This window comes from Sphingomonas sp. Ag1 (assembly GCF_000980895.1).
Taxonomy (GTDB): domain Bacteria; phylum Pseudomonadota; class Alphaproteobacteria; order Sphingomonadales; family Sphingomonadaceae; genus Sphingomonas; species Sphingomonas panaciterrae.
Genome location: NZ_LAZX01000076.1, coordinates 1 through 22,458, shown reverse-complemented (window position 1 = coordinate 22,458; position 22,458 = coordinate 1). Strand labels below are relative to the sequence as shown.

Here is a 22,458-nt window from a genome sequence, read left to right as displayed (position 1 = left end):
CTTGACCCCAGCCGGCGACCGACCGGCGATGGATAGGAGAGACCGCATGGCCACCGCCGCCCTCAGCCGCGAGCCCCAGATCGGCGTGACCGCGCACGTCCCGCTGCCGACCGACAAGGCCGCGTTCGACGCCGCGATCGTCGATCCCGACAGCTACGCCAATGAGGAACGCTACCACGCGATCTTCAAATATCTGCGCGAGGAAGCCCCGGTCTATTGGTGCGAACCGGAGGGCTATCGCCCGTTCTGGACGGTGTCGCGCCACGCCGACATCCGCCGCGTCGAACTCGACAACGAAACCTTCCTCAACGATCCGCGCCTGACGCTCGCCACCATCGCCGATGAGGAGCGCATCATGGCGCTGACCGGCGGCAACAAGCTGACGCGCAACCTCGTCAGCATGGACAATCCCGACCACAAGCACTTCCGCGCCATGACTCAGGGCTATTTCTCGCCCAAGCACATGAAGCAGCTGGAAGAGGATATCCGCGCCCTCGCCCGCGACAGCGTGGAGCATATGGCCGCGCTCGGCACCCAGTGCGACTTTGCCAGCGAGGTCGCGATCTGGTTCCCCTTGCGCGTCATCATGCTGACGCTGGGCGCCCCGCGCGAGGACGAACAGTTCCTGATGAAGATCACGCAGGAAGTGTTCGGCGCGCAGGATTTCGATCACATGCGGCCCGAGGAGATGGGCGGCCTGTTCGCCACCATCGCCGAATTCAACGCCTGGTGCGACCGAATCACCGCCGACCGCAAGGCCAACCCCCGCGAAGACGTCTCCACCATCATCGCCAATGCGACGCTCACCGATGGGTCGCCGATGGGGAATATGGAGGCGATGAGCTATTACCTCATCATCGCCGCCGCGGGGCATGACACGACCAGCTCTTCCACTTCCGCGGGGCTGCTGGAACTGATCCGTAACCCGGCCGAAATGAAGAAGCTGCGCGACGATCCCTCCCTGCTGCCCAACGCGGTGGAGGAAATGATCCGCTGGGCCAGCCCGGTGAAACACTTCTTCCGCACCCCCGCCAAAGATGCCGAGGTCGGCGGCGTCCCGATCAAGGCCGGCGACGGGCTTGTCATGGCCTATCCGTCGGCCAACCGCGACACTGCCGTCTTCGACGATCCCTTCGCCTTCCGGGTTGACCGCGCGAACGTGCGGCAGCACCTGGCGTTCGGCTATGGCCCGCACCTGTGCCTGGGCCAGCACCTCGCCAAGCTGGAGATGCGTATCCTGTTCGAAGAACTCCTCGCTCGCTTCGATGATTTCGAGCTTGCCGGCGACCCGTCCTGGACCCGCGCCAGCTTCGTCAGCGGCATGAAACACCTTCCCATACGGTACCGCGCCAAGTGAGCCGACACGACCCCGAGAAACTTTACCCCGGCTTTCCGGGGACCGAGCCGAGCCAGCACCTGCGCACCATTCCGGCCTGTGCCGCGCTTGGCATGTGGCAACACGCCACCGTGGGCGAGCCGGTGTCGACGTCGCTCGACGCCGCTCTGCCGGCGGCGTGCGATCCCGACGGGCGCGTCTCGCGCGGCGCCGCGCTGGTGCTGGCCGATCAGGCGACCGCCGGCGGCGTCTTCACCACGCTGTCACGCCCCACGCCGATGATGACGCTGGACCTTCGCGTCGACTGGTTCGGCCCGCTGCCCGCCGCCGCCATCAGCTGCGTCATCGACGAAGTGACCCGCGAGGGCGATCTCGCCTTGTCGCGCGGCCGATTGGTTGCCGAAGGCAGGCCGATCGGTGCCGCCGTCGCGCGCTATCTGATCGGGTCGATGCCCGGCGGCACGCCTGGCCGGATGGATGAACGGCACGACGTGCTGCCGCCATCGCCCGCGCCCTGCTTCGCCGATTATCTCGGTGCAGAGGCGACGCCCGATGGCCTGGTCATGCAGCCGCGGGTCGAACATGTCGGCGCGCCGCTGCCCGCCTATCATGGCGGCGTCATCGCCGGCCTGCTCGAACATGCCGGCGTGTCGTCGATCGATGCAGCGTTCCGCCCGCTCGATATCGAGATCCGCTTTCTCGCGCCGGCACTGGCTACGCTGCCGCTGGTCGCGCGTGTTGTGCCCCGCCGCATCGGCCGCCGCGCGATCACGCTCGATCTGGAGGCGCATCAGGGCGATCCCAACCGCCCCGTCGCAATCGGGCGGATGCTGGCGATCACCGATCCTGCCGGCGATCCCGTCCGCCACGATCTGCCGCGCGGCTGACGCGGCGCGATCGGCATGGGGCGGGTCCTCCCCGCCCATGCCGGATCGATCAACCCACCGTCTGTTCGATCACGCCGAAGATCGGATGATGCCGGTCATCCTCGGCCCAGATCCGCACGGTATCGCCCTTCTTCAGGAACGGCGTCACCGGCTTGCCGCCAGCGATCGTCTCGATCGTGCGTACCTCGGCGATGCAGGAATACCCGACCCCGCCTTGCGCGATCGGCTTGCCCGGCCCGCCATCGGCGTCACGGTTCGATACCGTACCCGACCCGACGATCGTCCCCGCCCCCAGTGCGCGGGTCTTCGCCGCATGCGCGATCAGCGTGCCGAAATCGAACGTCATGTCCTCACCCGCCTCGGCGCGACCGAACGGCGCGCCGTTGAGGTCGACCATCAGCTTGCGATGCAGCTTGCCGTCCTGCCACCAGTCGCCCAGCGCGTCAGGCGTCACGAACACCGGCGAGAAGGCGGACGCCGGCTTCGACTGGAAGAAGCCGAAACCCTTGGCCAGCTCACCCGGGATCAGGTTGCGCAGCGACACGTCATTGGTGAGCCCGACCAGCCGGACCGCCGCCAGCGCCTCCTCACGGGTCGCCCCCATCGGCACGTCACCGGTCACCACGACCACCTCTGCCTCCAGGTCGCAGCCCCAGCTTTCGTCACCCAGCGGGATCGCGTCACGGGGGCCAAGGAAGCCGTCGGACCCGCCCTGATACATCAGGGGATCGTGCCAGAACGTCTCTGGCATCTCCGCCCCACGCGCCTGCCGCACCAAAGCGACATGGTTCACATAGGCGGAGCCATCCGCCCATTGGTACGCGCGCGGCAGCGGCGATGCCGCCTCATGCTCGTGAAAACGCAGTCGCGGGATCACTTCATGCTCAAGATCGGTCGCGAGGTTCTGCAGGTCCGGCAACAGCCGGTCCCAATCGTCCAGCGCCGCCTGCAGCGTCGGCGCAATGTGGCCGGCATCGGCGCACCAGGCGAGATCGTTCGATACCACGACGAGCTTGCCGTCACGGCCATGCTTCAGACTCGCTAGTTTCATCCGTCACCTCTCTTTCAGCCCTCCGGCATAGGCGCGCGCGGACGGCCAAGTCGAGAGCGGTCCCCTACGCGATATCACCATAACAAAAGTTACTTGACCGTTCAGGCGGGGCTGGCGACAAGCGGCGCTGTAATTTTCCGGAGAGGTTTCGAATGTCGCTCGACCAGATTGCGGGCCGTTTCGCGTATAACGAGGATCATGAGGCGTTCCGTCAGACGGTGCGCAGCTTCCTCGCCAAGGAAGGCGTGCCGAACGCGGACCAGTGGGAAAAGGATCGCCTCGTTCCCAAGAGCTTCTGGCAGAAGGCTGGCGAGGTCGGGATGCTCTGCCCGACCGTGCCGGAGGCCTATGGCGGCCTCGGCCTCGACTTTGGCTACAATGCCATCGTCGACGAGGAAATGGCCTATTCGGGCGTCCCCGCCGGCTTCTCGCTCCAGTCGGACATCGTCGCCGGCTATATGGAGACCTACGGCTCCGAGGAGCAGAAGAAGGAATGGCTGCCGAAGATGGTGTCGGGCGACGTGATCACCGCGATCGCGATGACCGAACCGGGCACCGGCAGCGACCTTCAGTCGATCCGCACCACCGCGAAGAAGGACGGCAATCACTACGTCATCAACGGCTCGAAGACGTACATCACCAACGGTCAGAACACCGACCTGACGCTGGTCGTGGCCAAGACCGATCCGGACGCGCAGCCGGCCTACAAGGGCATGTCGATCATCCTGGTCGAGAGCGACCGGGAGGGCTTCAGCAAGGGCCGCAAGCTCGACAAGATCGGTCAGGACGCGGCCGACACCTCTGAATTGTTCTTCGAGGACGTGCGCGTGCCGATCACCAACTGCCTTGGCGAAGAGGGCATGGGCTTCATCTACCTGATGAGCCAGCTGCCGCAGGAGCGTCTGTCGATCGCGGTCAGCACCATGGCCTCCTCGCAGAAGGCGTTCGACGACACGGTCGCCTTCGTGAAAGAGCGCCGCGCGTTCAAGGGCGTGGTGTTCGACTTCCAGAACACCAAGTTCGTCCTCGCGGACCTCAAGGCGAAGCTTCAGGTCGGCTGGGCGCACCTCGACTGGGCGATCGCACGCCATCTGAAGGGCGAACTGACCAACGAGGAAGGCGCAGCCGCCAAGCTGTGGCACACCGACCTCCAGTGGGAGGTCATGGACAAGTGCCTCCAGCTGCACGGCGGCGCTGGCTATATGAACGAATATCCGATCGCCCGCATGTGGCGCGGCGCGCGGGTCAGCCGGATCTACGGCGGCACGAACGAGATCATGAAGGAAGTGATCAGCCGCAAGCTCTGAGCCCGGCCGGTTAGCCGACACACAGCACGCCCCGCGCGCCATCCGGCGGGCGGGGCGTCGTGTATCAGACGGCGCTCGAAGGAGTGATCCTCAGGCCGCGACCGCGCGTTTGCCGGTGCGCAGTTGCTCCACGAACCCATCAGTGCTTCGCCGCAGCCGCCGTGCTTGGTCGGACAGGGCGCCGGCCGCCTCGCGCACCTGCTGCGACAGGACGTCCGCCTCGTTGGCGGCCTCCGCGACCTGCGCGATCCGCTGCTCGATCATGTCCACACCGCGTGCTGCCTCGTGCGCGGTACGCTCGATCTGCCCCGCGACGCCGCGCTGACCGGACACGGCGCCCTTGATAGCATCGGCCGCGGCAGCCACCCGGCACACCGCGTCCGCCGCGCCCACGATGCTGGCCTCGGTCGAATCCACGCCGTGCCGCACGCTGCCGATCAGCGACACGATCTTCTCGCTGGCCCGCGCCGTTCCCCCGGCGAGTTGCTTCACCTCGCCCGCCACCACGGCGAAGCCACGTCCCGCGTCCCCGGCGCGCGCGGCCTCGATCGTGGCGTTCAGCGCGAGCAGGTTGGTACGCGTGGCGATCTCGTGGATCTCGCCTACCAGGCCATTGATGTCGCCGGCACGTGCGGCGAGATCCAGTACCGCCGCCTTGCCCTGTTCGGCATTGCGTTGAACGTCGCCGGTCAGCGTCGCCTGGGCATGCGCGCTCTCGGCAATTTCGCCGATCGAATCGGTCAGTCGGTGGACGGCATCGGCCACGTCCTGTGTCGCGCCGGCCGCCTGATGGGCACCTACGGCCACTTCGCTCGCTTGCCGCCCGGCCTCCGCCGCGATCCGGGTCAGCGTCGCGGCCGACCCTTCCAGCGTTGCCGAGGCACCCTCGATCGCCACCGCCACGCCCGCCACCGACCGCTCGAAGTCGTCGGCCAGCGCCATCAGCGCGCTCCGCCTTTCGCTCTCCAGCCGCGCTTCGGCCGCTTCTCGCCGCTGGCGCTCCGATTGTGACCGCTCGTCGGCCGCTTGCGCCGCCGCCAGCGCCGCAACCGCCCGGCCGCGCTCCACCTCGGCAAGCGCCAGCAGCCGCTCGCCCTCTTGGCGCGCCACGTCCTGCGCCACGATGAGGATGCGCAGCCGGGTGGTCAGATAGGTCAGCGCCGCAAACTCCAGCACCACCGCCAGCGCATGGAACAGCACGCGGTCCAGCGCGCCGCCATTTTCGAACACCCAGTTCGGCAGCACGTAGGACAGCACCAGATGGTGAAGCGCGATCAGGATCGCCGCCAGCGCCAGCGGCCGCCAGTCACACAGCACCGCGATCATCGCCAGCGCGACAAAAAAGTACATGTGCCCATCCATCTGCCAGGCCGAACCCGCCAGCAGATAGACGTAGATCGCCGGCATCGCCGCGGCGAGCACGCCGCAGCTCATCCGTGCGGCCAGATCATGCCGGCCACGCACCGCCAGAGCGGTCGGTATGATGTTCACCATCGCCGCCGCGGCGATTGCGAGCCCGGTTCCCGGCGCGTTCATCGCCGCGCCCCAGATCAGCAGCAGCGGCAGGCACAACCATCCCACCGCCGCGATGACGCGGATCCCGCGCATGCGCAGATTGTCTAGCGAGCTCATGAGGCACGCCCCCCGCAGATCAGCGACGGCGCCGCGATCGTCACTATTCCCGCCCGAAGGAGCGGCCAGAAGAGCGCGTCGCGCTCCCCCCGAACCACCATGCCGCCGCCGGGGCCCGCCGCCACCAGCCGCGCATCCTGTGCCAGCGCGAGGCGGGCGGTTGGTGCGTCTGGCCACAGCGGAAGCAGCAGCATGTCGCCGCGCAGCGGGGGCGCCAGCGTCAGTACCGCCAGCGCGCCAGCGGCAATCGCGACCTGCCCGATGACAAGGCCAAGCCCGCGCGCGATCAGCGTATGCCGGAGAAAAACAGAACCCATACGGCCGCCTTTGGCCTGACGAGGGTTAGGACCAGGTAAAGCATGGCCGCGGGCCGTGGAGCGTTGGCCACTACCCCGCGCCTCCTTGACTTTCTCGCGCAGGATCTGCATTTCAGCGTGATCGAGACGTTTGCAGCGTGATCGGGCTTCGTGTCCAGGCTCCGTCTCGGTCGATTGAACCGGCTTCCCAAGTCACGCGGGGTGTCTATTTTCCCCCGTTCCTGCACGTCCCATGACGTTGCGGGCTGCGACTATTTATAGGTTTATTGCATGTCATTTTCCGATCTCGGCCTCGCCGAGCCGCTTGTCCGCGCGCTTGAAGCAAAGGGCTATGAGACGCCCACGCCGATCCAGCGTGATGCCATCCCGACGGTACTCACCGGCCGCGACCTCCTGGGTATCGCCCAGACAGGTACCGGCAAGACGGCAGCGTTCGTCCTCCCCTCGATCCAGCGACTGCTCGGCAGCGAGAAGCGCGTTCTGCCGACGCATGTGCGCATGCTGGTCCTCGCCCCGACCCGTGAGCTGGCCAGCCAGATCGCGGACAATGCGAAGCTCTACGCGCGCCATTCGCGCCTGACCGTCGCCACGGTGTTCGGCGGCACCAGCATCAACAAGAACCGGCAGGACCTGTCGCGCGGCGTCGACATCCTCGTCGCCACGCCCGGGCGCTTGCTCGATCTGGTCGAGCAGGGCTTCTGCAACCTCACGATGCTCGAGATCCTGGTGCTGGACGAGGCCGACCAGATGCTCGACCTCGGCTTCATCCATGCGCTGAAGAAGATCGTGAAGATGGTGCCGCGTCGCCGTCAGACCCTGTTCTTCTCCGCCACGATGCCGACCTCGATCCGCGACCTGGCGGACAAGTTCCTGAATGATCCGGAAACCGTCTCGGTCGTCCCTGCCTCGACCACGGCGGAGCGGGTCGAGCAGCAGGTGGTGCTGGTCAATCAGACCGAAAAGCAGGCGCTGCTGACGATCCTGATTCAGGAAGAGAAGATCGACCGCGCACTGGTCTTCACCCGCACGAAGCATGGCGCCGACCGCGTCGTGAAGCTGCTGGCTGGCAACGGCATCGCGTCCAACGCGATCCACGGCAACAAGAGCCAGCCGCAGCGCGAGCGCGCGCTTGCCGCGTTCAAGAGCGGCGAAGTGCCGATCCTGGTCGCGACCGACATCGCGGCGCGCGGCATCGACATTTCGGGTGTCAGCCACGTGTTCAACTTCGAACTGCCGAACGTGCCGGAGCAATATGTGCACCGCATTGGCCGCACCGCGCGCGCCGGCGCCAGCGGCATCGCCATTTCCTTCTGCGCCGACGACGAGCGGCCGTATCTGAAGGACATCGAGAAGCTGACCCGCCAGAAGGTGCCGCATCGCGCCCTGCCGGCCGATTTCCTGAAGCGCGCCGACGCGCTGAAGGCGGCGCGCGTCAAGGCGATCGGTGCCGATCCGGCGCCGCGTGAGGATCGTCCGCGCGGGCCCCGCCCGCCGGCACGCCCCAAGGCGAGCCATGCGCCGACGGCAACCCGCGACTATGCCAATGCCAGCCGCCGTGGCGGACCTGGTGGCCATGGCAGCGGACAGGGCGGTGGTCGCGGACGCGGCGGTCGCGGCCGTGGGCGCGGCGGCGCACGCACTGCCGCTCAGGCCTGACCTCACGCCAATTGCGCGCGGCCGTGCAACCCGGCCGCGCGTGATCGGTTGCCTCTCCTGAAGAAGGAGACGGCCCTATGGATATCGCGACTGGCCCGGTTCTGGAGCGCATTGCGCGCGTACTGGCCGGCGAGCGGCTCAGCGTGAATGCGCACGGGGATCAGGAATCCGCCGGCGATGCGGTGGATGCCGCCTGGCGCGATTATCGCGAGGAAGCGATGGCCGTCCTCCACACGCTGCGCGCGCCCAGCAAGGCGATGGCCGCCGCTGGTGACCCCGCCGTGTGGGAACGGATGATCCTGGCCGCCATCGAGGAATCGCAGCCAGAGGGCGCCTGAGCACAGGCCGCCCCCCGGCGACACGTTCACTTCAGGCCAGAACCGTGAGCCATTCCTCTTCCGGCGCGCGCGGGCTGCGCGTGCGGTTGGCCGGTTCCTCCGCATCCTCATAGCCGATCGCGACACCGCAGAAGAGCATCCGCTCTGGCGGCGTGCCGAGGAACGTTTCGACCGTGCTGGGATAGACCGCCCAGCATTCCTGCGGGCAGGTCGCCAACCCTTTCTCCACCGCCAGCAGCATCAGATTCTGCAGGTACATGCCAAGGTCGGCCCATTGCGGCGGCCCCATGCGGCGGTCGACCGTCACGAAGAAGGCGGCCGGCGCGCCGAAGAACTGGAAATTTCGCGCGAACCACTGCGCACGCGCGCGCTTGTCCTCGCGCGGGATGCCGAGGTGCCCGTACATGATTTCGCCGATCTGGAACGTGCGCGCCTTGGTCGCGTCGGTCATTTCGCGCGGATAGATGTCATAGCCCGGCGTCTCGGTCTCGCGCCGCTCGATCTTGCCGCGCATAATCTCCTTCAGCTCGGCCATCTTCTCGCCGGTCACGATGTCGATGTGCCAGGGCTGAATATTCCCGCCCGTCGCCGCGCGCGCCGACGTCAGCGCCAGATCCTTCAGCACGTCCAGCGGCACCTCCTTGTCCAGGAATCCGCGGACCGAACGCCGCTCCCTTACTGCGTCGGATACGTTCATTCGCCTCTCCACCTCTTGCCGTGCGCGTTAAATCGCGGCACATGAGCGGCTGGGATAACATCTGTTATGGAGAGTCGGAAGATGGCCGAGGCGTATATCGTCGAAGCGGTACGGACGGCTGGTGGACGACGCGGCGGAAAGCTCGCGGGGGTTCATCCAGTCGATCTGGCAGCACAGGTTCTGGACGCGGTAATCGAGCGTTCGGGCATTCCGGGCGACGCCGTCGAAGACGTCATCATGGGTTGCGTCAGCCAGGGCGGCGAGCAGGCCGGTCAGGTGGGGCGCAATGCGGTGCTCGCCTCCAAGAAGCTGGCGCAGTCGACGCCGGCCGTCACGATCGATCGCCAGTGCGGCTCGTCGCAGCAGTCGATCCAGTTTGCGGCGCAGGCCGTGATGTCGGGGACGCAGGACGTGGTGATCGCGGCGGGCATCGAAAGCATGTCGCGCGTGCCGATGGGCTCGACCTACAAGCTGTTCTACGACGCCGGCCTCGGCAAGAACAAGTCGCCGGGCCTGGAGGAGAAGTTCCCGGGCATCAACTTCAACCAGTTCGCTGGGGCGGAGATGATCGCCAAGAAGTACGGCTACACCCGCGAGCAGCTCGACGAATATTCGTTGAACTCGCACCGTAAGGCGGTGGCCGCGACGCAAGGCGGCAAGTTCAAGGACGAGATCGTCCCGATCGAGATCGAGACGCCCGAGGGCAAGGAAGTGCACACCTCTGACGAGGGCATCCGCTATGACGCCTCTGCCGAGGGCATGGCCGGGGTGAAGAAGCTGTCGGAAGAGGGCGTGCTGACCGCCGCCTCGTCGAGCCAGATCTGCGACGGCGCCAGCGCGGTGCTGATCGTCAGCGAGGAAGCCCTGAAGAAGTACAACCTCAAGCCGCTGGCGAAGATCGTCAACCTGACGGTGACCGCGGGCGACCCGGTGATCATGCTCGAAGAGCCGCTGTTCGCGACCGACAAGGCGCTCAAGAAGGCCGGCCTGTCGATCGATGACATCGACCTGTACGAAGTGAACGAAGCGTTCGCCTCGGTTCCGGTCGCCTGGCTCGAGCATACCAAGGCGGATCCGAACAAGCTGAACGTCAACGGCGGCGCGATCGCGCTCGGCCACCCGCTCGGCGCATCGGGCACGAAGCTGATGGCGACGCTGGTTCACGAACTGCGCCGTCGTGGCGGCCGCTATGGCCTGCAGACGATGTGCGAAGGCGGCGGTGTCGCCAACGTCACGATCATCGAAAATTGCGACTGGCAGGGCGAGGCGAAGGCCGCGGCCTGAACCTGTTGCCGATCAAATGGCCCGTTCCCCGCACAAGCGGGGGACGGGATCGTGCCCCGCTTGTGCGGGAGCACTTTCTCGGGAGGGGAATTCAATGAAGCTCGACAACAGCATTTCCGCCGTCATCACCGGCGGCGCGTCCGGCCTTGGCGCCGCGACCGCGCGGCAGCTCGCCGCCAAGGGCGTGAAGGTCGCCATCTTCGACCTTCAGGAAGAAAAGGGCGAGGCGATCGCCAAGGAACTCGGCGGCGTGTTCTGCAAGGTCAACGTCACCGACGAGGCATCGGTGGACGAGGGCTTCGCCAAGGCGCGCGCGGCGATCGGCCAGGAGCGCATCCTGGTGAATTGCGCCGGCACCGGCAATGCGATCAAGACCGCCAGCCGCAGCAAGGAAGACGGCTCGATCAAGCACTTCCCGCTCGACGCGTTCAACTGGATCATCCAGATCAACCTCGTCGGCACCTTCCGCTGCATCGCCAAGTCGGCGGCCGGCATGATGACGCTCGACCCGCTTCCGGATGGCGACCGCGGCGCGATCGTCAACACCGCGTCGGTGGCGGCCGAGGACGGCCAGATCGGCCAGGCGGCCTATTCGGCGTCGAAGGGCGGCGTCGTCGGCATGACCCTGCCGATCGCACGCGATCTCATGAACGAGCACATTCGCGTCAACACGATCCTGCCGGGCATCTTCAACACCCCGCTGCTGCAGGGCGCGCCGCAGAACGTGAAGGATGCGCTGTCCGCGTCCGTGCCGTTCCCGAAGCGTCTTGGCGATCCGGAGGAATATGCCGCGCTCGCCACGCTGATGATCGAGAACGGCTATTTCAACGGCGAGGACGTTCGCCTCGACGGCGCGATCCGCATGGCGCCGCGCTGAGCACGGCGACACGCTGACGGCGCGGCGCCTGCCGCCGCGCCTGACCGCCTTTATCGAACGATGACACCTCCCCGGGGAGGGCCATGGCCAGCGACGATCGGATCGTCCCCGGCGCTGGTCACCCCCGGGGAACGTGTTTCAGAGCTACAGGAAATATCGCATGTCCCGCCCCGCCCCCTGGCGCCTTGACCTTTCATCCTATCCCAAGCGCGAGGTGAAGCAGACGCGCTTCCAGGATCTCGACACGATGGGCCACCTCAACAACGTCGCTTATGCCGCCTTGTTCGAGGATGCCCGCGTGCGCATGAACCAGCAGCTGGGACGCGTGAACCGCGGGAAGATGGCGGAAGGCTCGTTCCGCGCGGTGGTGGCGCGCAACGAGATCAACTACCTCGCCGAAGGCAGCTTCCCCGAGGATGTCGAGATTGGCCTGGGCATCGGTCGCATCGGCAATCGCAGCTTCGAGATGCTGGCGGCGGCCTTTCAGTCGGGCGCGTGTATCGCCACCTGCGACACGACGATCGTCATGACCGATCCGAAGGGCGAGTCCCTGCCGGCCGACTTCGTTGAGCGCCTGAAGGCGGTTCAGGTGAAGGCTGCCTGATCGCGGCGGGGCACCACAACGGCAGCCGGCCCGGCGCCATCGATGATCGCGATCATCGGCAGCGCACGGGCCCGCATTTCTCCGCCTGGTTGCGGCGGGTTACTTCCCGCGCAGCGTACCCAAGGTGGCGAGCCCAAGGACGCCGACCAGCGCGGCTGCTGCCCACGGACGCTCCTTGGCAAAGGCCTTTGCCTGTCCGACCACTGCGGGCTGCCCGTCAGCGCCCGGCGCCATCGCCTTCTGCACCGAACCCTTCAGCTGATCGAGCATGCCGCTCGCCTGCATCGAACGATCGTTCGTCGCGGCGCCGGCCGTTTCCTTCACCTTGCCCGTCACCGTGTTCATATCTGCGGTAAGTGCGTCAGCCATGATCAATACCTCCGATTTCCCGGAGGCGACAACGGGTCAGACGGTCTTTTGTGCCACATGCCGGGCCGCTCGCCGCCAGTCGTGAGACCGGAGGCGAGCGGCACGAAACGTCAGTCGACGAAGACCGGCGCCCGCTTTTCCATATTGGCCTTTACCGCCTCCACCTGGTTGGGGGAGCGCATCAGCTTGACCTGCTCGTCGCTCTCGCCCTGCAGCACGGTGGCGGTATCGCCATCCACCATCAGGTTGATCAGCCGCTTGGACGCCTTCACCGCGTCGGGGTTGCGACCGGCGATCTCGCGCGCCAGCTCGAACGCCGCGGCGCGCGGATCATCGGCGAGCCGGGTGACGAAGCCATAACGCTCGGCCTGCCCGCCGGTGAACTCGCGCGCGCTGTAGGTCAGGTCGCGAAGCACGTCGTCGCGCGCCAGCGTCCGCCAAAGCGCGAGGCCGGCCATGTCGGGCACCAGCCCCCAATAGGTTTCGCGGATCGACATGCGCGTGTCCGGCCGCGCGATGCGCACGCAGGCGCCCGACATGATCTGGAACCCGCCGCCCAGCGCGACGCCATGCACCGCGGCGATCACCGGCATCGGCAAGGTGCGCCAGCCCCAGGCGACATTCTGCGCCGTGTTCGCGACACCATGGCTGCGCTTCGCCAGATCGTTGCCCGATCCGCCAGCCGCCATGGATCCCATGTCGAGCCCGGCGCAGAACGCCCGCCCCTCACCCGACAGCACGGCAACCCGCACATCCTTCATGCCCGCCAGCCGCTCGATGGCGGCGTTGATGCCGGCGAACATCGCCGGATCGAGCGCGTTCATCTTGTCCGGTCGGTTCAGCCGAACGTCCGCGATGCCGTTCTCGACCGTGATCGTAACCCGCTCTTCCATCTCGCTCTCCCGCAAATTGATACGATCGACTTAGACAAGCCGGCCGCGTCCAGCAATGCCGCCCCGGAAATGCCGCGATCGTTGCGCTCGAGGAAGGCGGGTGTATCAGCGGGTGCATGAAGATCGAGACGGCATTGGGCGACATCCCCGGCATGGAGGATGTGCGCTTCGGCGGCCATGGCGGGCGGCTCGGCATCGCCTATCACGCGCATGGCCCGGACTGGTGTGAGCTGACGCTGCCCTATCATCCGGACATCATCGGCGACGAGGACAGCGGCGTGATCGCGTCCGGCCCGATCTTCGCGCTGATGGATATCGCCACCAGCCTGGCGACGATGCGCAAGCTGGGGCGGTTCGTGGCGCACGCCACGCTCGACCTGCGGGTCGATTACCTACGGCCGGCGAAGCCCGGGCACACCGTGATCGGCCATGGCGAATGCTATGCGATCAAGCGATCGATCAGCTTCGTGCGCGGCCAGGCGCATGACGGTGACCCGAACGATCCCGTCGCGCATGTCTCGGGTACCTTCATGTTCCTGGGAGAGGGCGCATGAAGTTGCCACCCTATGCCGATCTGCTCGGCGCGACGCTGGAATGGGAAGATGGCCTCCCCGTCCTCGCCATGCCGTTCGGGCCCGCAGTGATCGGGCGCCCCGGCTTCGTCCAGGGTGGCGCGATCACCGGCCTCATCGAAATGGCGGCGCTGGCCGCGCTGCGCCACCAGATGGCGGGCGAGGATGGCGCGGACGGCAACCGGCGCGTGAAGCCGATCAACGTCACGATCGATTTCATGCGCGGCGGGCGAGAGCGGCTGACCTATGCCGCTGGCACGGTCACCCGGCTGGGCAATCGTATCGCCAATGTGGAGGCGATCGCCTGGCAGGAAAGCCGGGCCAAGCCGATCGCCTCGGCACGGATGAACTACCTTATCGCGCGGGGGTGAGCCGCAGCATCCGGCCCTGCGACCCCTGCGCGCCATCCTCCAGCACGTAGATTGCGCCGTCCGGGCCCTGCTCCACTTCTCGGATGCGGGCACCCATGTCCCATTGATCGCCCTTGCGCGCATTGGTGCCATCCAAATCGACGCGCACCAGCGCCTTGGATGACAGCCCGCCGATGAACGCGTCGCCCTTCCACTGCGGGAACAGGTTGCCCGAATAGATCATCAGGCCGCCGGGCGAGATCACCGGGGTCCACGACACCTTGGGCGCCTCGAAGCCGTCGCCGGGCGCGTGATCAGGGATCGGCCGCCCGTCATAATGGTCGCCGTTCGACACCTTGGGATAGCCATAGTTGCGGCCCGGCAGGACGAGGTTCAGCTCGTCGCCGCCCTTCGGCCCCATCTCCTGCTCCCACAGATTGCCCTGCGCGTCGAAGGCGATGCCGAGCAGGTTGCGATGGCCATAGCTCCACACCGCGGGGTGGAAGCCCTTTGCCGCCAGCGGGTTGCCCGCCGCCGGCTTCCCGTCGGGGGTGAGGCGAAGCACCTTGCCAAGCGTCGCCTTGGGATCCTGTGCGGGATCGAACTTCTGCCGCTCGCCATTGGTGAAGAACAGATACTGGCCGTCGGGCGAGAAGGCGATGCGACCGGAATAATGGCCATTGCCCTCGACGAACGGCGTCGCGCGGAAGATCTCCTGGATCTGGCTCAGCTTGGCCGCGCCAGGGTTCGCTTCATCGAGCACGCCGCGCGCCAGCACCACGCCCTTGCCGCCCGCACCCGTCGTCGACCAGCTGAGGTACACACGCTTCGACTGCGCGAAATCGGGCGCCAGCACGACATCCATCAACCCGCCCTGGCCGGCCGAATCGACCGTCAGCGTGGCGATCGTCTGGCGCGCCTTGCCGTCGGCGGAGACCAGCAGAAGCCGCCCGTCCTTTTCCGTCACCAGCATCCGGCCGTCGGGCAGGAACGTCATCGCCCAGGGCGCATCGAAATCGGCGACGACCGTCTCGACAAACGGCTTGCCGGCGGTGGCCGCGGTGGAATCGCTCGCCGCATTGCCGGCCTGCGGCTCTGCGGAACAGGCGGTGGCGGCCAGCAGGGCCGCGACGAACAGGCTGCGCGAGATCACGATAACTCCTCAAACGGGCAAATCAGGATCAATACCGTCGCAGTGTCGATGCGGTTCCGCAACAGATCACCCGAGGCGAAAGGGCGACGATCCGCGCTTCGGCTGGCGCGCCGCTTTTGCTAGAGCCGCACCCGATCCTGTCAGAGAAAGCGTGTCCCCTCGCAATGCCCGGAATGAAGCACGAACGCCTGTATCTCGCGCCAGTCGCTGGCGTGGACGAGGCCGGGCGCGGGCCACTCGCCGGGCCCGTGGTGGCGGCGGCGGTGATCCTGCCGGAGCGTGGCGTGCCGCGAGGCATCGACGATTCGAAGAAACTCTCCGCCACCGAGCGCGCCCGGCTGTGCGGCCGGCTGCTGGATTGCGCGATTGTCGGCGTCGGCATCGTCGAGGCGGAGGAGATCGACACGCTCAACATCTATTGGGCGACGATGAAGGCGATGACCGTGGCGGTCGATCAACTCGCCGCCACGCTCGGCTGCGCGCCGGGTCACGTGCTGGTCGACGGCAACCGCCTGCCCCGCTGGGGCTATGCCGCCACCCCCATCGTGGGGGGCGACGCGCTCAGCCGCTCGATCGCCGCGGCCTCGATCGTCGCGAAGCACACGCGCGACACGATCATGATTCGGCATCACGAATCATATCCGCATTACAATTGGGCCTCTAACAAGGGGTATGGCTGCGCCACCCACCGCCGCGCCTTGGTGGAACACGGCCCCTCGCCGCTCCATCGCCGCAGCTTCGCGCCGGTGGCGCAAACGGTTCTTCCGCTCTGAGTCTTTTGCGCCACACCCCATTGCTTGAGTCCTGCCGCCGCGGTTGACTCAACATCTGGGTTCGGGCGCGGAATGTTCCGCCATGTTAACGGCTTTGCAGCTCTTATCGTTAACCAATCATCGCTTGACGGGGAGTCCACCGCGCGGCGACGGTCGCGTGCGAAAAGGGGGAACCGCATGAGTGTCATCGAGAAAACGCGCGTGCGTCGCGCCCCGGCAAAGGCGTCGACGAAGGTGACGGCCGATCCGGCCGTCCTGCCGCTCGACCGGATTATGATCGGTGACTGCATCGCGCAGATGCGCGCGCTGCCGGCCAAGTCGGTGGACATGATCTTCGCCGACCCGCCGTACAATCTGCAGCTCGGGGGTGAGCTGTTTCGTCCGGACGGCAGCCATGTCGATGCCGTCACCGACGATTGGGACAAGTTCGATACCTTTGCCGCTTATGACGCGTTCACGCGCGCCTGGCTTACGGAGGCGAACCGGATCCTGAAGGACAATGGCACGATCTGGGTGATCGGCAGCTATCACAACATCTTCCGCGTCGGCGTGGCGGTGCAGGATCTGGGCTTCTGGATCCTCAACGACATCGTGTGGCGCAAGAACAACCCGATGCCCAATTTCCGCGGCACCCGGTTCACCAACGCGCACGAGACGCTGATCTGGGCGTCGAAGGGCGAGAAGGCGAAATACACCTTCAACTATCGTTCGATGAAGACGTTGAACGACGAGATCCAGATGCGCTCGGACTGGGAATTCCCGATCTGTGGCGGTCAGGAACGGCTGAAGGGCGCCGACGGGCACAAGGTGCACCCGACGCAAAAGCCCGAGGCGCTGCTCTATCGCGTGCTGCTCGCCTGCACCAAGCCGGGCGACGTGGTGCTCGATCCGTTCTTCGGCACCGGCACGACGGGCGCGGTTGCCAAGCGTCTTGGCCGCCGCTGGATCGGCATCGAGCGCGAGGGCGTGTACATCGATGCGGCGCAGGCGCGTATCGACGCCGCGCTGCCGCTCGACGAATCGGCGCTGCGCACGATGCAGAGCCCCAAGCAGCAGCCCAAGGTCGCCTTCGGCGTGCTGGTGGAAAACAGCTATCTACCCGCCGGCAGCATCGTGGTGGACGCCAAGCGCCGCTTCCGCGCCACCGTATGCGCCGACGGCAGCCTCGCCAGCGACTGCGGCGCCAGCGGCTCGATCCACAAGCTCGGTGCGACGCTTCAGGGGGCACCAACCTGCAACGGCTGGAGCTTCTGGCATTACGAGGTGGACGGCGCGCTCAAGCCGATCGACGCCCTGCGGCAGACGTACCTGCTCGCCACCCAGGTGTAAGCACCGCTGAGCCTGTCGCCGCGGGGCAGTTGCCCGGCGACGCGACAGGCTCCGCAACGGCCGCCGCGTCAGCCTCGCGCTGGCGGGATGCTTGCCCCCTGTCGATCGCTGCCGCACAAAAGGCGCTCCTTCTGTGAAAGCGGTTCATGCACCTTCGTCCGGTACAATTTGTCGACGCGCCCTTCGCCTATGATGATGGCGCGGTGGCGCGACTTGCCGGCGGCATGCAGTGGTTCGCCGCTTATGAGGTGAAGGAAAGCGGGGCCAAGCGGATCGCCCCGGTCGCGGAGATCGCCACGCTCGGCGCCCGCGCGGCGATGCTGCACGCCCGCTTCGTTGCGCCGCGCCCCCCGCTCGTCCTTGGCGAACGCACGTTGCGCTTCGACCAGCCGGTGCTGGCCGCCATCCTCAACGTCACGCCCGACAGCTTCTCCGACGGCGGCACGCATCGCGATGATCCCGCTGCCGCGGCATCGGCCGGCATGGACATGGCAAGCGCCGGCGCGGCGCTGATCGACGTCGGCGGCGAATCGACCCGCCCCGGCGCTGCCGCCGTATGGGAGGAGGACGAGGCAGCGCGCGTCGTTCCCGTGATCGAGCGGCTGGCGCGGGCCGGCGCGCTCGTCTCCATCGACACGCGCAAGGCACTTGTCATGGAGCGCGCGCTGGCTGCCGGTGCGGCGATCGTGAACGACGTCTCCGCATTGCTATGGGACAAGCGCGCGGTCGACGTCGTCGCGCGTGCCGGCTGCCCGGTGATCGTGATGCACTCGCCCGACCCGGAAAAGGGCGGCCACGGAACGACCATCTACCGCGATGTCGCGGTGGAGGTGTTCGACTGGCTGGACGCGCGGATCGAGGCGCTCGTCGCGGCCGGGGTCGACCGCTCGCGCATCATCGTCGACCCGGGCATCGGCTTCGGCAAGTCGCTGCAGGACAATCTCGCGCTCATCAATGCGCTGGCGATGTTCCACGGGCTGGGCTGCGCCATCATGCTCGGCGCCAGCCGCAAGCGGCTGATCGGGGCATTGTCGAACGAGGCGCCGGTCGGGGAGCGGCTTGGCGGCTCGGTGGCGCTGGCGCTCAAGGGTGCGGAGGCGGGGGTTCAGGTGCTCCGCGTCCATGACGTCGCCGAAACCCTGCAGGCGCTGCGAGTCTGGCGTGGCCTGCGTGACCGGGCGTTTGTCGGATGAGCTGCCGAGGTCCGACGCTCGCCGCATCGGCCGGCATCGGGCGCGCGCGCTGATGTGCGTCGTGGCGCTGGCACATCGCGCGCATCCCGACTGGCGCCTGGTTGTCGCCGCCAATCGCGATGAATTCCACGCGCGCCCCTCCGCCCCGCTCGATCGCTGGACCGATGCCGACGACGTGCTCGCAGGGCGGGATCTGCTCTCCGGCGGCAGCTGGATCGGGGTGTCGGAGGCGGGGCGGTTCGCAGTGGTGACCAATGTCGCCGGCCACCCCCGCGGCGGCGGCGCGCCATCGCGCGGCGCGCTGGTTGCGGACTATCTGCGCTGCGGGGCGTTGCCTGACGATGACGGGCTGGACGCCTATGGCGGGTTCAGCCTGATCACGATCGGACCCGTTGCCGATTATCGGACCAATCAGCCGCGCCCGCTCCGCCACATTCTCTCATCCGGGGTGCACGGCATCTCCAACGGGCCGCTCGATCCGCCGTCGTTGCGCACCCGCGCGGTGACGATGGCGCTCGACACATGGCTTAGCGCACCGCAGCCCGTCGGCCACCTGCTCGACCTGCTGGTGGACGAGACGCCGGCCCCTGAGGGAGAGCGGCCGGTTTTCATCCGCGATGCCGTCTATGGCACCCGTTGCAGCACCGTGATCGCGATCGACCACGCCGGCGACGGGATCATCGTCGAGCAGCGTTTTCATCCCGATGGAACGGCTGACTGCGTGACCCGCCTCGCCTTCCGCTGGCCGACCGACTGACGCCGCCGTCACCGGTACAGCCCTGCGCGAATACCGCAGGATTGTCGCGAGCCCGCGAATCAGGGATAGTCGCGCCGCGAACAGGATGGAGTGGACGCCATGTCGATTGCGACGGCCGTCATGCCAAACCATTGGTCGATCATCACGATCGCTGCTGCCGGGCGCGCCGATCCGGCGTGGAACACGCGGATGCGCTGGCCGGTGAAGGGTGATGATCACGTCGTCCTTCACGACGGTGAACGCCGCAGCCTGTGGGCGGCGCAGCTCGACGCGGCGGTGATGCGCGCCGATCGCACCGTGCTGCTGGTCGCCGAGGGACTCGGCTGCCATGCGGCGTCCTGGTGGGCGCGCCTCTCCCCGGCGAGCTATGTCTCACGGATCGCCGGCGCCTTGCTGTTCGATCCGCCCGCCGAAGGCGCCGAAGAATCCCAGCCCTTCGCCTCGCCCGCCATCGCGCTTCCGTTCCCGTCGCTCGTCCTGTCCGGCGCGGATGCGGCGGCCACGATACCCGCGGTGAACGGATGGGGCAGCCGGCTGCTGCGCGGCGACCGCCAGCGGCACGGCGACCTACGGCCGTGGCGCAGCGCGCAGCGCCTGATCCAGCGCGCCACCGCGCGGGTCGTCGATCGCGACGTGGAACGCGCCATCGCGGTCCATCCGATCTTCCATCGGGACCGTTGAGGGCAGCACTGCGCACACTCGCTGTTGCCCTGCCGCGCCACGCTCGCTAACCGCCGCCAATGGCGCACGTTGGCATCATCATGGGCTCCACCTCTGACTGGGAGACAATGCGGCACGCGGCCGACATTCTCGCCGTGCTGGAGATCCCCCACGAAACCCGCGTTGTCTCGGCCCATCGTACCCCGCAGCGTCTCTATGATTACGCCACCGGGGCTGCCGATCGCGGGCTGAAGGTGCTGATCGCGGGTGCTGGCGGGGCGGCGCACCTGCCCGGCATGGCCGCGGCGATGACGCATTTGCCGGTGCTTGGCGTGCCGGTGGAATCGCACGCGCTGAAGGGCATGGATAGCCTCCTGTCGATCGTCCAAATGCCCGGTGGCATCCCTGTGGGGACGCTGGCGATCGGCAAGGCCGGCGCGATCAACGCCGCGCTTCTCGCCGCCGCCATCCTCGCCCTCGCTGACCCGGCACTGGAAGAGCGGCTGAAGGCATGGCGATCGACCCAGACCGACAATGTCGCGGAGCTGCCCCAATGACACCGCTGCCTCCAGGCTCGACCATCGGGATCCTCGGCGGCGGACAATTGGGGCGCATGATCGCCGCAGCCGCGGCGCAGCTGGGCTATCGCACCCATGTGCTGGCCCCTGACCGCGAAAGCGTCGCGGCGCAGACGGCATCGTCGCTGACCCGCGCCGACTATCACAACCGCATCGTCCTCGCGGACTTTGCCGCCCAATGCGATGTGGTCACCTACGAATTCGAGAATATCGCCGCCGAGCCCGTCGAATGGCTGGCCGATCACGTGCCGGTCCACCCCTCCTCCGCCAGCCTGCGCGTGGCGCAGGATCGCGCTGCGGAAAAAAGCTTTGTCGAGAAGCTCGGTGGTCGCCCGGCGCGCTGGGCCGCGGTCGACAATCGCGCGGCGCTGGAAACCGCCATCGAGGAGATCGGAGTCCCCGCGATCCTCAAGACGACGCGCATGGGCTATGACGGCAAGGGCCAGGCACGGATCATGGATCGCGCCGATGCCGACGCCGCGTGGGAGGCGGTTGGTGGTCCGGCCGTGCTCGAAGCCTTTGTTCCGTTTACCCATGAATTCTCGATCATCCTGGTGCGCGGCCATGACGGATCGATGGTGAGCTATCCGCCGGCATGGAATCAGCATGTCGACGGCATCCTGTCGCGCTCGACCGTTCCCGCACCGGCGGAGATCGCCGCACTGTGGACGGAGGCCGCGGCGCTCACCGGGCGCGTCGCCGATGCGCTGGGGCATGTCGGGGTCCTGACGTGCGAGTTCTTCGCGACGCCCGATGGCCCTGTGTTCAACGAAATGGCGCCGCGCGTGCACAATTCCGGCCACTGGACGATCGAGGGCGCGGAGACATCGCAGTTCGAGAACCACGTTCGCGCGATCCTCGGACTGCCGCTGGGCAGTGTCGCACTCACCGGCCGTGAAGCGGTGATGCAAAACCTGATCGGCGCCGACGTGGATTGCTGGGCGGATGTGCTGGCAGAGCCCGGCGCCCACCTGCATCTCTATGGCAAGCGCGAGGTTCGCCCGGGCCGCAAAATGGGCCACATCACCCGCGTCGCCCGGGACCTGGACTGATACCCTGCGTGGCTGCTCCCTGAGCGGCCTAGCCCGAGCCAACGCTCCTCCGGCGGCGCCTGATGCGCCTTCTGAGCGGCCTGAACCAAGCTGCGTCGTTGCAGCCAGCCTCAGCGCCTTGCCATATAGCGTCGCGCTTCCCGCACCTTGCAAGCAGATCAACTCCTGCGGCTCGTTGCGCTGGTGGGTGGGATGGCGGACGCACCGCTTGCAGGAACTGTAAAGCTGGGCTGAGGCGCGGCCGCACAAATGGCATCCAGGATCATGCGGACCCCGCCGCAGCGGAAAGAACGCTGCTGCGCCTTCACCAGGCGGCGCCGCACAAAAAAAGGGGCCGGCAATGCCGACCCCTCTCTCTTTTTCGTCTGACGACGAAGGTCTTACATGCCCGCGCCGGGGCCGTAGGTAACCTCCACGCGACGGTTCTGAACCTCGCGGACGCCGTCTGCGGTCGGCACGCGCGGGTTGCTCTCACCGAACGCCTCGGTGGTGATGACGCCACCCGGGATCGACTTCGACTCGAGGTACGACTTCACCGAGTCTGCGCGACGCTGCGACAGACCGACGTTGTACTGTGCCGAACCCGAACGGTCGGTGTAGCCGGCGACCATCACCTGGGCGTTGCCGCAGGTCTGGTACTGGGTCACGGCGTTGTCGAGGATCGACGCTGCCTCAGGCGTGATGTCCGACTTGTCCCACTCGAAGAAGACAATGAACGGACCCGGCGAGCACACCACTTCCGGCGGCGGCGGCGGCGGCGGCGGCGGCGGGGGAGGCGGCGGCGGCGGCGGCG

25 protein-coding genes are annotated in these 22,458 nt (G+C 67.2%); 17 read left to right on the top strand and 8 right to left on the bottom strand.

Translation table 11 applies throughout. The features are described 5' to 3' along the window. Positions 1-46: 46 nt before the first annotated feature. Positions 47-1,357, top strand: coding sequence for a cytochrome P450 (locus XM50_RS03070; protein ID WP_082102665.1), 1,311 nt, complete (start codon positions 47-49; stop codon positions 1,355-1,357). After that, positions 1,354-2,223 (top strand): PaaI family thioesterase, encoded by an 870-nt coding sequence (locus XM50_RS03065; protein WP_156167106.1) that lies wholly within the window; start codon positions 1,354-1,356, stop codon positions 2,221-2,223. Before XM50_RS03070 ends, XM50_RS03065 begins: the two co-directional genes overlap by 4 nt. A 49-nt stretch (positions 2,224-2,272) precedes the next feature. Here XM50_RS03065 and XM50_RS03060 read toward each other — a convergent pair whose 3' ends face one another. After that, entirely contained in the window at positions 2,273-3,274 is a 1,002-nt protein-coding gene (locus XM50_RS03060; RefSeq protein WP_046407288.1) for a fumarylacetoacetate hydrolase family protein, read from the bottom strand. A 152-nt stretch (positions 3,275-3,426) separates the two neighbouring features. Between XM50_RS03060 and XM50_RS03055 the strand changes: the two genes are divergently transcribed. Further along, complete coding sequence (locus tag XM50_RS03055; protein WP_046407286.1) at positions 3,427-4,581, top strand: acyl-CoA dehydrogenase family protein; 1,155 nt, start codon at positions 3,427-3,429, stop codon at positions 4,579-4,581. Positions 4,582-4,671: 90 nt separating this feature from the next. On the opposite strand, the gene XM50_RS03050 is transcribed toward XM50_RS03055, so the two are convergent. Then, positions 4,672-6,213, bottom strand: a complete 1,542-nt coding sequence (locus XM50_RS03050) for a methyl-accepting chemotaxis protein (protein ID WP_046407285.1) — start codon at positions 6,211-6,213, stop codon at positions 4,672-4,674. Then, positions 6,210-6,530, bottom strand: a complete 321-nt coding sequence (locus XM50_RS20715) for a hypothetical protein (protein WP_046407283.1) — start codon at positions 6,528-6,530, stop codon at positions 6,210-6,212. Before XM50_RS20715 ends, XM50_RS03050 begins: the two co-directional genes overlap by 4 nt. Before the next feature lie 270 nt (positions 6,531-6,800). On the opposite strand from XM50_RS20715, the gene XM50_RS03040 reads away from it, so the two are divergent. Both XM50_RS03040 and XM50_RS03035 read left to right on the top strand, forming a co-directional pair. Further along, positions 6,801-8,186 (top strand): DEAD/DEAH box helicase, encoded by a 1,386-nt coding sequence (locus XM50_RS03040; protein WP_046407281.1) that lies wholly within the window; start codon positions 6,801-6,803, stop codon positions 8,184-8,186. Between the two features lie 77 nt (positions 8,187-8,263). Next, positions 8,264-8,524: a hypothetical protein gene (locus XM50_RS03035; protein ID WP_046407280.1), complete on the top strand. Its 261-nt coding sequence runs from the start codon at positions 8,264-8,266 to the stop codon at positions 8,522-8,524. Between the two features lie 31 nt (positions 8,525-8,555). Here XM50_RS03035 and XM50_RS03030 read toward each other — a convergent pair whose 3' ends face one another. Continuing rightward, positions 8,556-9,221, bottom strand: coding sequence for a nitroreductase (locus XM50_RS03030; RefSeq protein WP_046407278.1), 666 nt, complete (start codon positions 9,219-9,221; stop codon positions 8,556-8,558). Positions 9,222-9,302: 81 nt separating this feature from the next. Between XM50_RS03030 and XM50_RS03025 the strand changes: the two genes are divergently transcribed. From XM50_RS03025 to XM50_RS03015, 3 genes are all read left to right on the top strand, one after another. Further along, positions 9,303-10,505 carry an acetyl-CoA C-acetyltransferase gene (locus XM50_RS03025; protein ID WP_046407276.1) on the top strand — a complete coding sequence of 401 codons (1,203 nt, stop codon included), beginning with the start codon at positions 9,303-9,305 and terminating at the stop codon, positions 10,503-10,505. A 94-nt stretch (positions 10,506-10,599) separates the two neighbouring features. Next, on the top strand, positions 10,600-11,382 hold the full coding sequence (locus tag XM50_RS03020; protein ID WP_046407275.1) for an SDR family NAD(P)-dependent oxidoreductase: 783 nt from the start codon (positions 10,600-10,602) through the stop codon (positions 11,380-11,382). 160 nt (positions 11,383-11,542) lie between these two features. Next, the gene (locus XM50_RS03015) at positions 11,543-11,986 is read left to right on the top strand and encodes an acyl-CoA thioesterase (RefSeq protein ID WP_046407313.1); all 444 of its coding nucleotides are present in this window, start codon (positions 11,543-11,545) and stop codon (positions 11,984-11,986) included. Between the two features lie 99 nt (positions 11,987-12,085). Here the strand turns inward: XM50_RS03015 and XM50_RS03010 are convergent, their stop codons facing one another. Next, the gene (locus XM50_RS03010; RefSeq protein WP_046407273.1) at positions 12,086-12,355 is read right to left on the bottom strand and encodes a CsbD family protein; all 270 of its coding nucleotides are present in this window, start codon (positions 12,353-12,355) and stop codon (positions 12,086-12,088) included. Positions 12,356-12,465: 110 nt separating this feature from the next. Further along, positions 12,466-13,248, bottom strand: coding sequence for a crotonase/enoyl-CoA hydratase family protein (locus XM50_RS03005; protein WP_046407271.1), 783 nt, complete (start codon positions 13,246-13,248; stop codon positions 12,466-12,468). 116 nt (positions 13,249-13,364) lie between these two features. Between XM50_RS03005 and XM50_RS03000 the strand changes: the two genes are divergently transcribed. Together XM50_RS03000 and XM50_RS02995 are read left to right on the top strand one after the other, a co-directional pair. Then, on the top strand, positions 13,365-13,802 hold the full coding sequence (locus XM50_RS03000) for a PaaI family thioesterase (protein WP_046407269.1): 438 nt from the start codon (positions 13,365-13,367) through the stop codon (positions 13,800-13,802). Beyond that, positions 13,799-14,191, top strand: a complete 393-nt coding sequence (locus XM50_RS02995; protein WP_046407268.1) for a PaaI family thioesterase — start codon at positions 13,799-13,801, stop codon at positions 14,189-14,191. The genes XM50_RS03000 and XM50_RS02995 overlap by 4 nt, the downstream gene beginning before the upstream one ends. Here the strand turns inward: XM50_RS02995 and XM50_RS02990 are convergent. Continuing rightward, positions 14,175-15,320 (bottom strand): PQQ-dependent sugar dehydrogenase, encoded by a 1,146-nt coding sequence (locus tag XM50_RS02990; RefSeq protein ID WP_046407312.1) that lies wholly within the window; start codon positions 15,318-15,320, stop codon positions 14,175-14,177. The genes XM50_RS02995 and XM50_RS02990 overlap by 17 nt on opposite strands. A 167-nt stretch (positions 15,321-15,487) precedes the next feature. Between XM50_RS02990 and XM50_RS02985 the strand changes: the two genes are divergently transcribed. From XM50_RS02985 to XM50_RS02955, 7 genes are all read left to right on the top strand, one after another. Further along, positions 15,488-16,096, top strand: coding sequence for a ribonuclease HII (locus XM50_RS02985; protein ID WP_046407266.1), 609 nt, complete (start codon positions 15,488-15,490; stop codon positions 16,094-16,096). Between the two features lie 177 nt (positions 16,097-16,273). Then, on the top strand, positions 16,274-17,425 hold the full coding sequence (locus XM50_RS02980; RefSeq protein ID WP_046407265.1) for a site-specific DNA-methyltransferase: 1,152 nt from the start codon (positions 16,274-16,276) through the stop codon (positions 17,423-17,425). A 146-nt stretch (positions 17,426-17,571) separates the two neighbouring features. Further along, entirely contained in the window at positions 17,572-18,618 is a 1,047-nt protein-coding gene (folP, locus tag XM50_RS02975) for a dihydropteroate synthase (protein ID WP_046407263.1), read from the top strand. Beyond that, a complete protein-coding gene (locus XM50_RS02970; RefSeq protein WP_331386554.1) occupies positions 18,596-19,375 on the top strand; it encodes an NRDE family protein in 780 nt (259 codons plus the stop codon). Before folP ends, XM50_RS02970 begins: the two co-directional genes overlap by 23 nt. 99 nt (positions 19,376-19,474) lie before the next feature. Further along, a complete protein-coding gene (locus XM50_RS02965) occupies positions 19,475-20,056 on the top strand; it encodes an alpha/beta hydrolase (protein WP_052742392.1) in 582 nt (193 codons plus the stop codon). Positions 20,057-20,115: 59 nt separating this feature from the next. Beyond that, positions 20,116-20,592, top strand: coding sequence for a 5-(carboxyamino)imidazole ribonucleotide mutase (gene purE, locus XM50_RS02960; RefSeq protein WP_082102663.1), 477 nt, complete (start codon positions 20,116-20,118; stop codon positions 20,590-20,592). Continuing rightward, positions 20,589-21,665 (top strand): 5-(carboxyamino)imidazole ribonucleotide synthase, encoded by a 1,077-nt coding sequence (locus XM50_RS02955; protein ID WP_046407260.1) that lies wholly within the window; start codon positions 20,589-20,591, stop codon positions 21,663-21,665. The genes purE and XM50_RS02955 overlap by 4 nt, the downstream gene beginning before the upstream one ends. Positions 21,666-22,045: 380 nt before the next feature. Here XM50_RS02955 and XM50_RS02950 read toward each other — a convergent pair. Next, the coding region (locus XM50_RS02950) for an OmpA family protein (RefSeq protein WP_046407259.1) at positions 22,046-22,458 on the bottom strand (413 nt) is incomplete at its 5' end.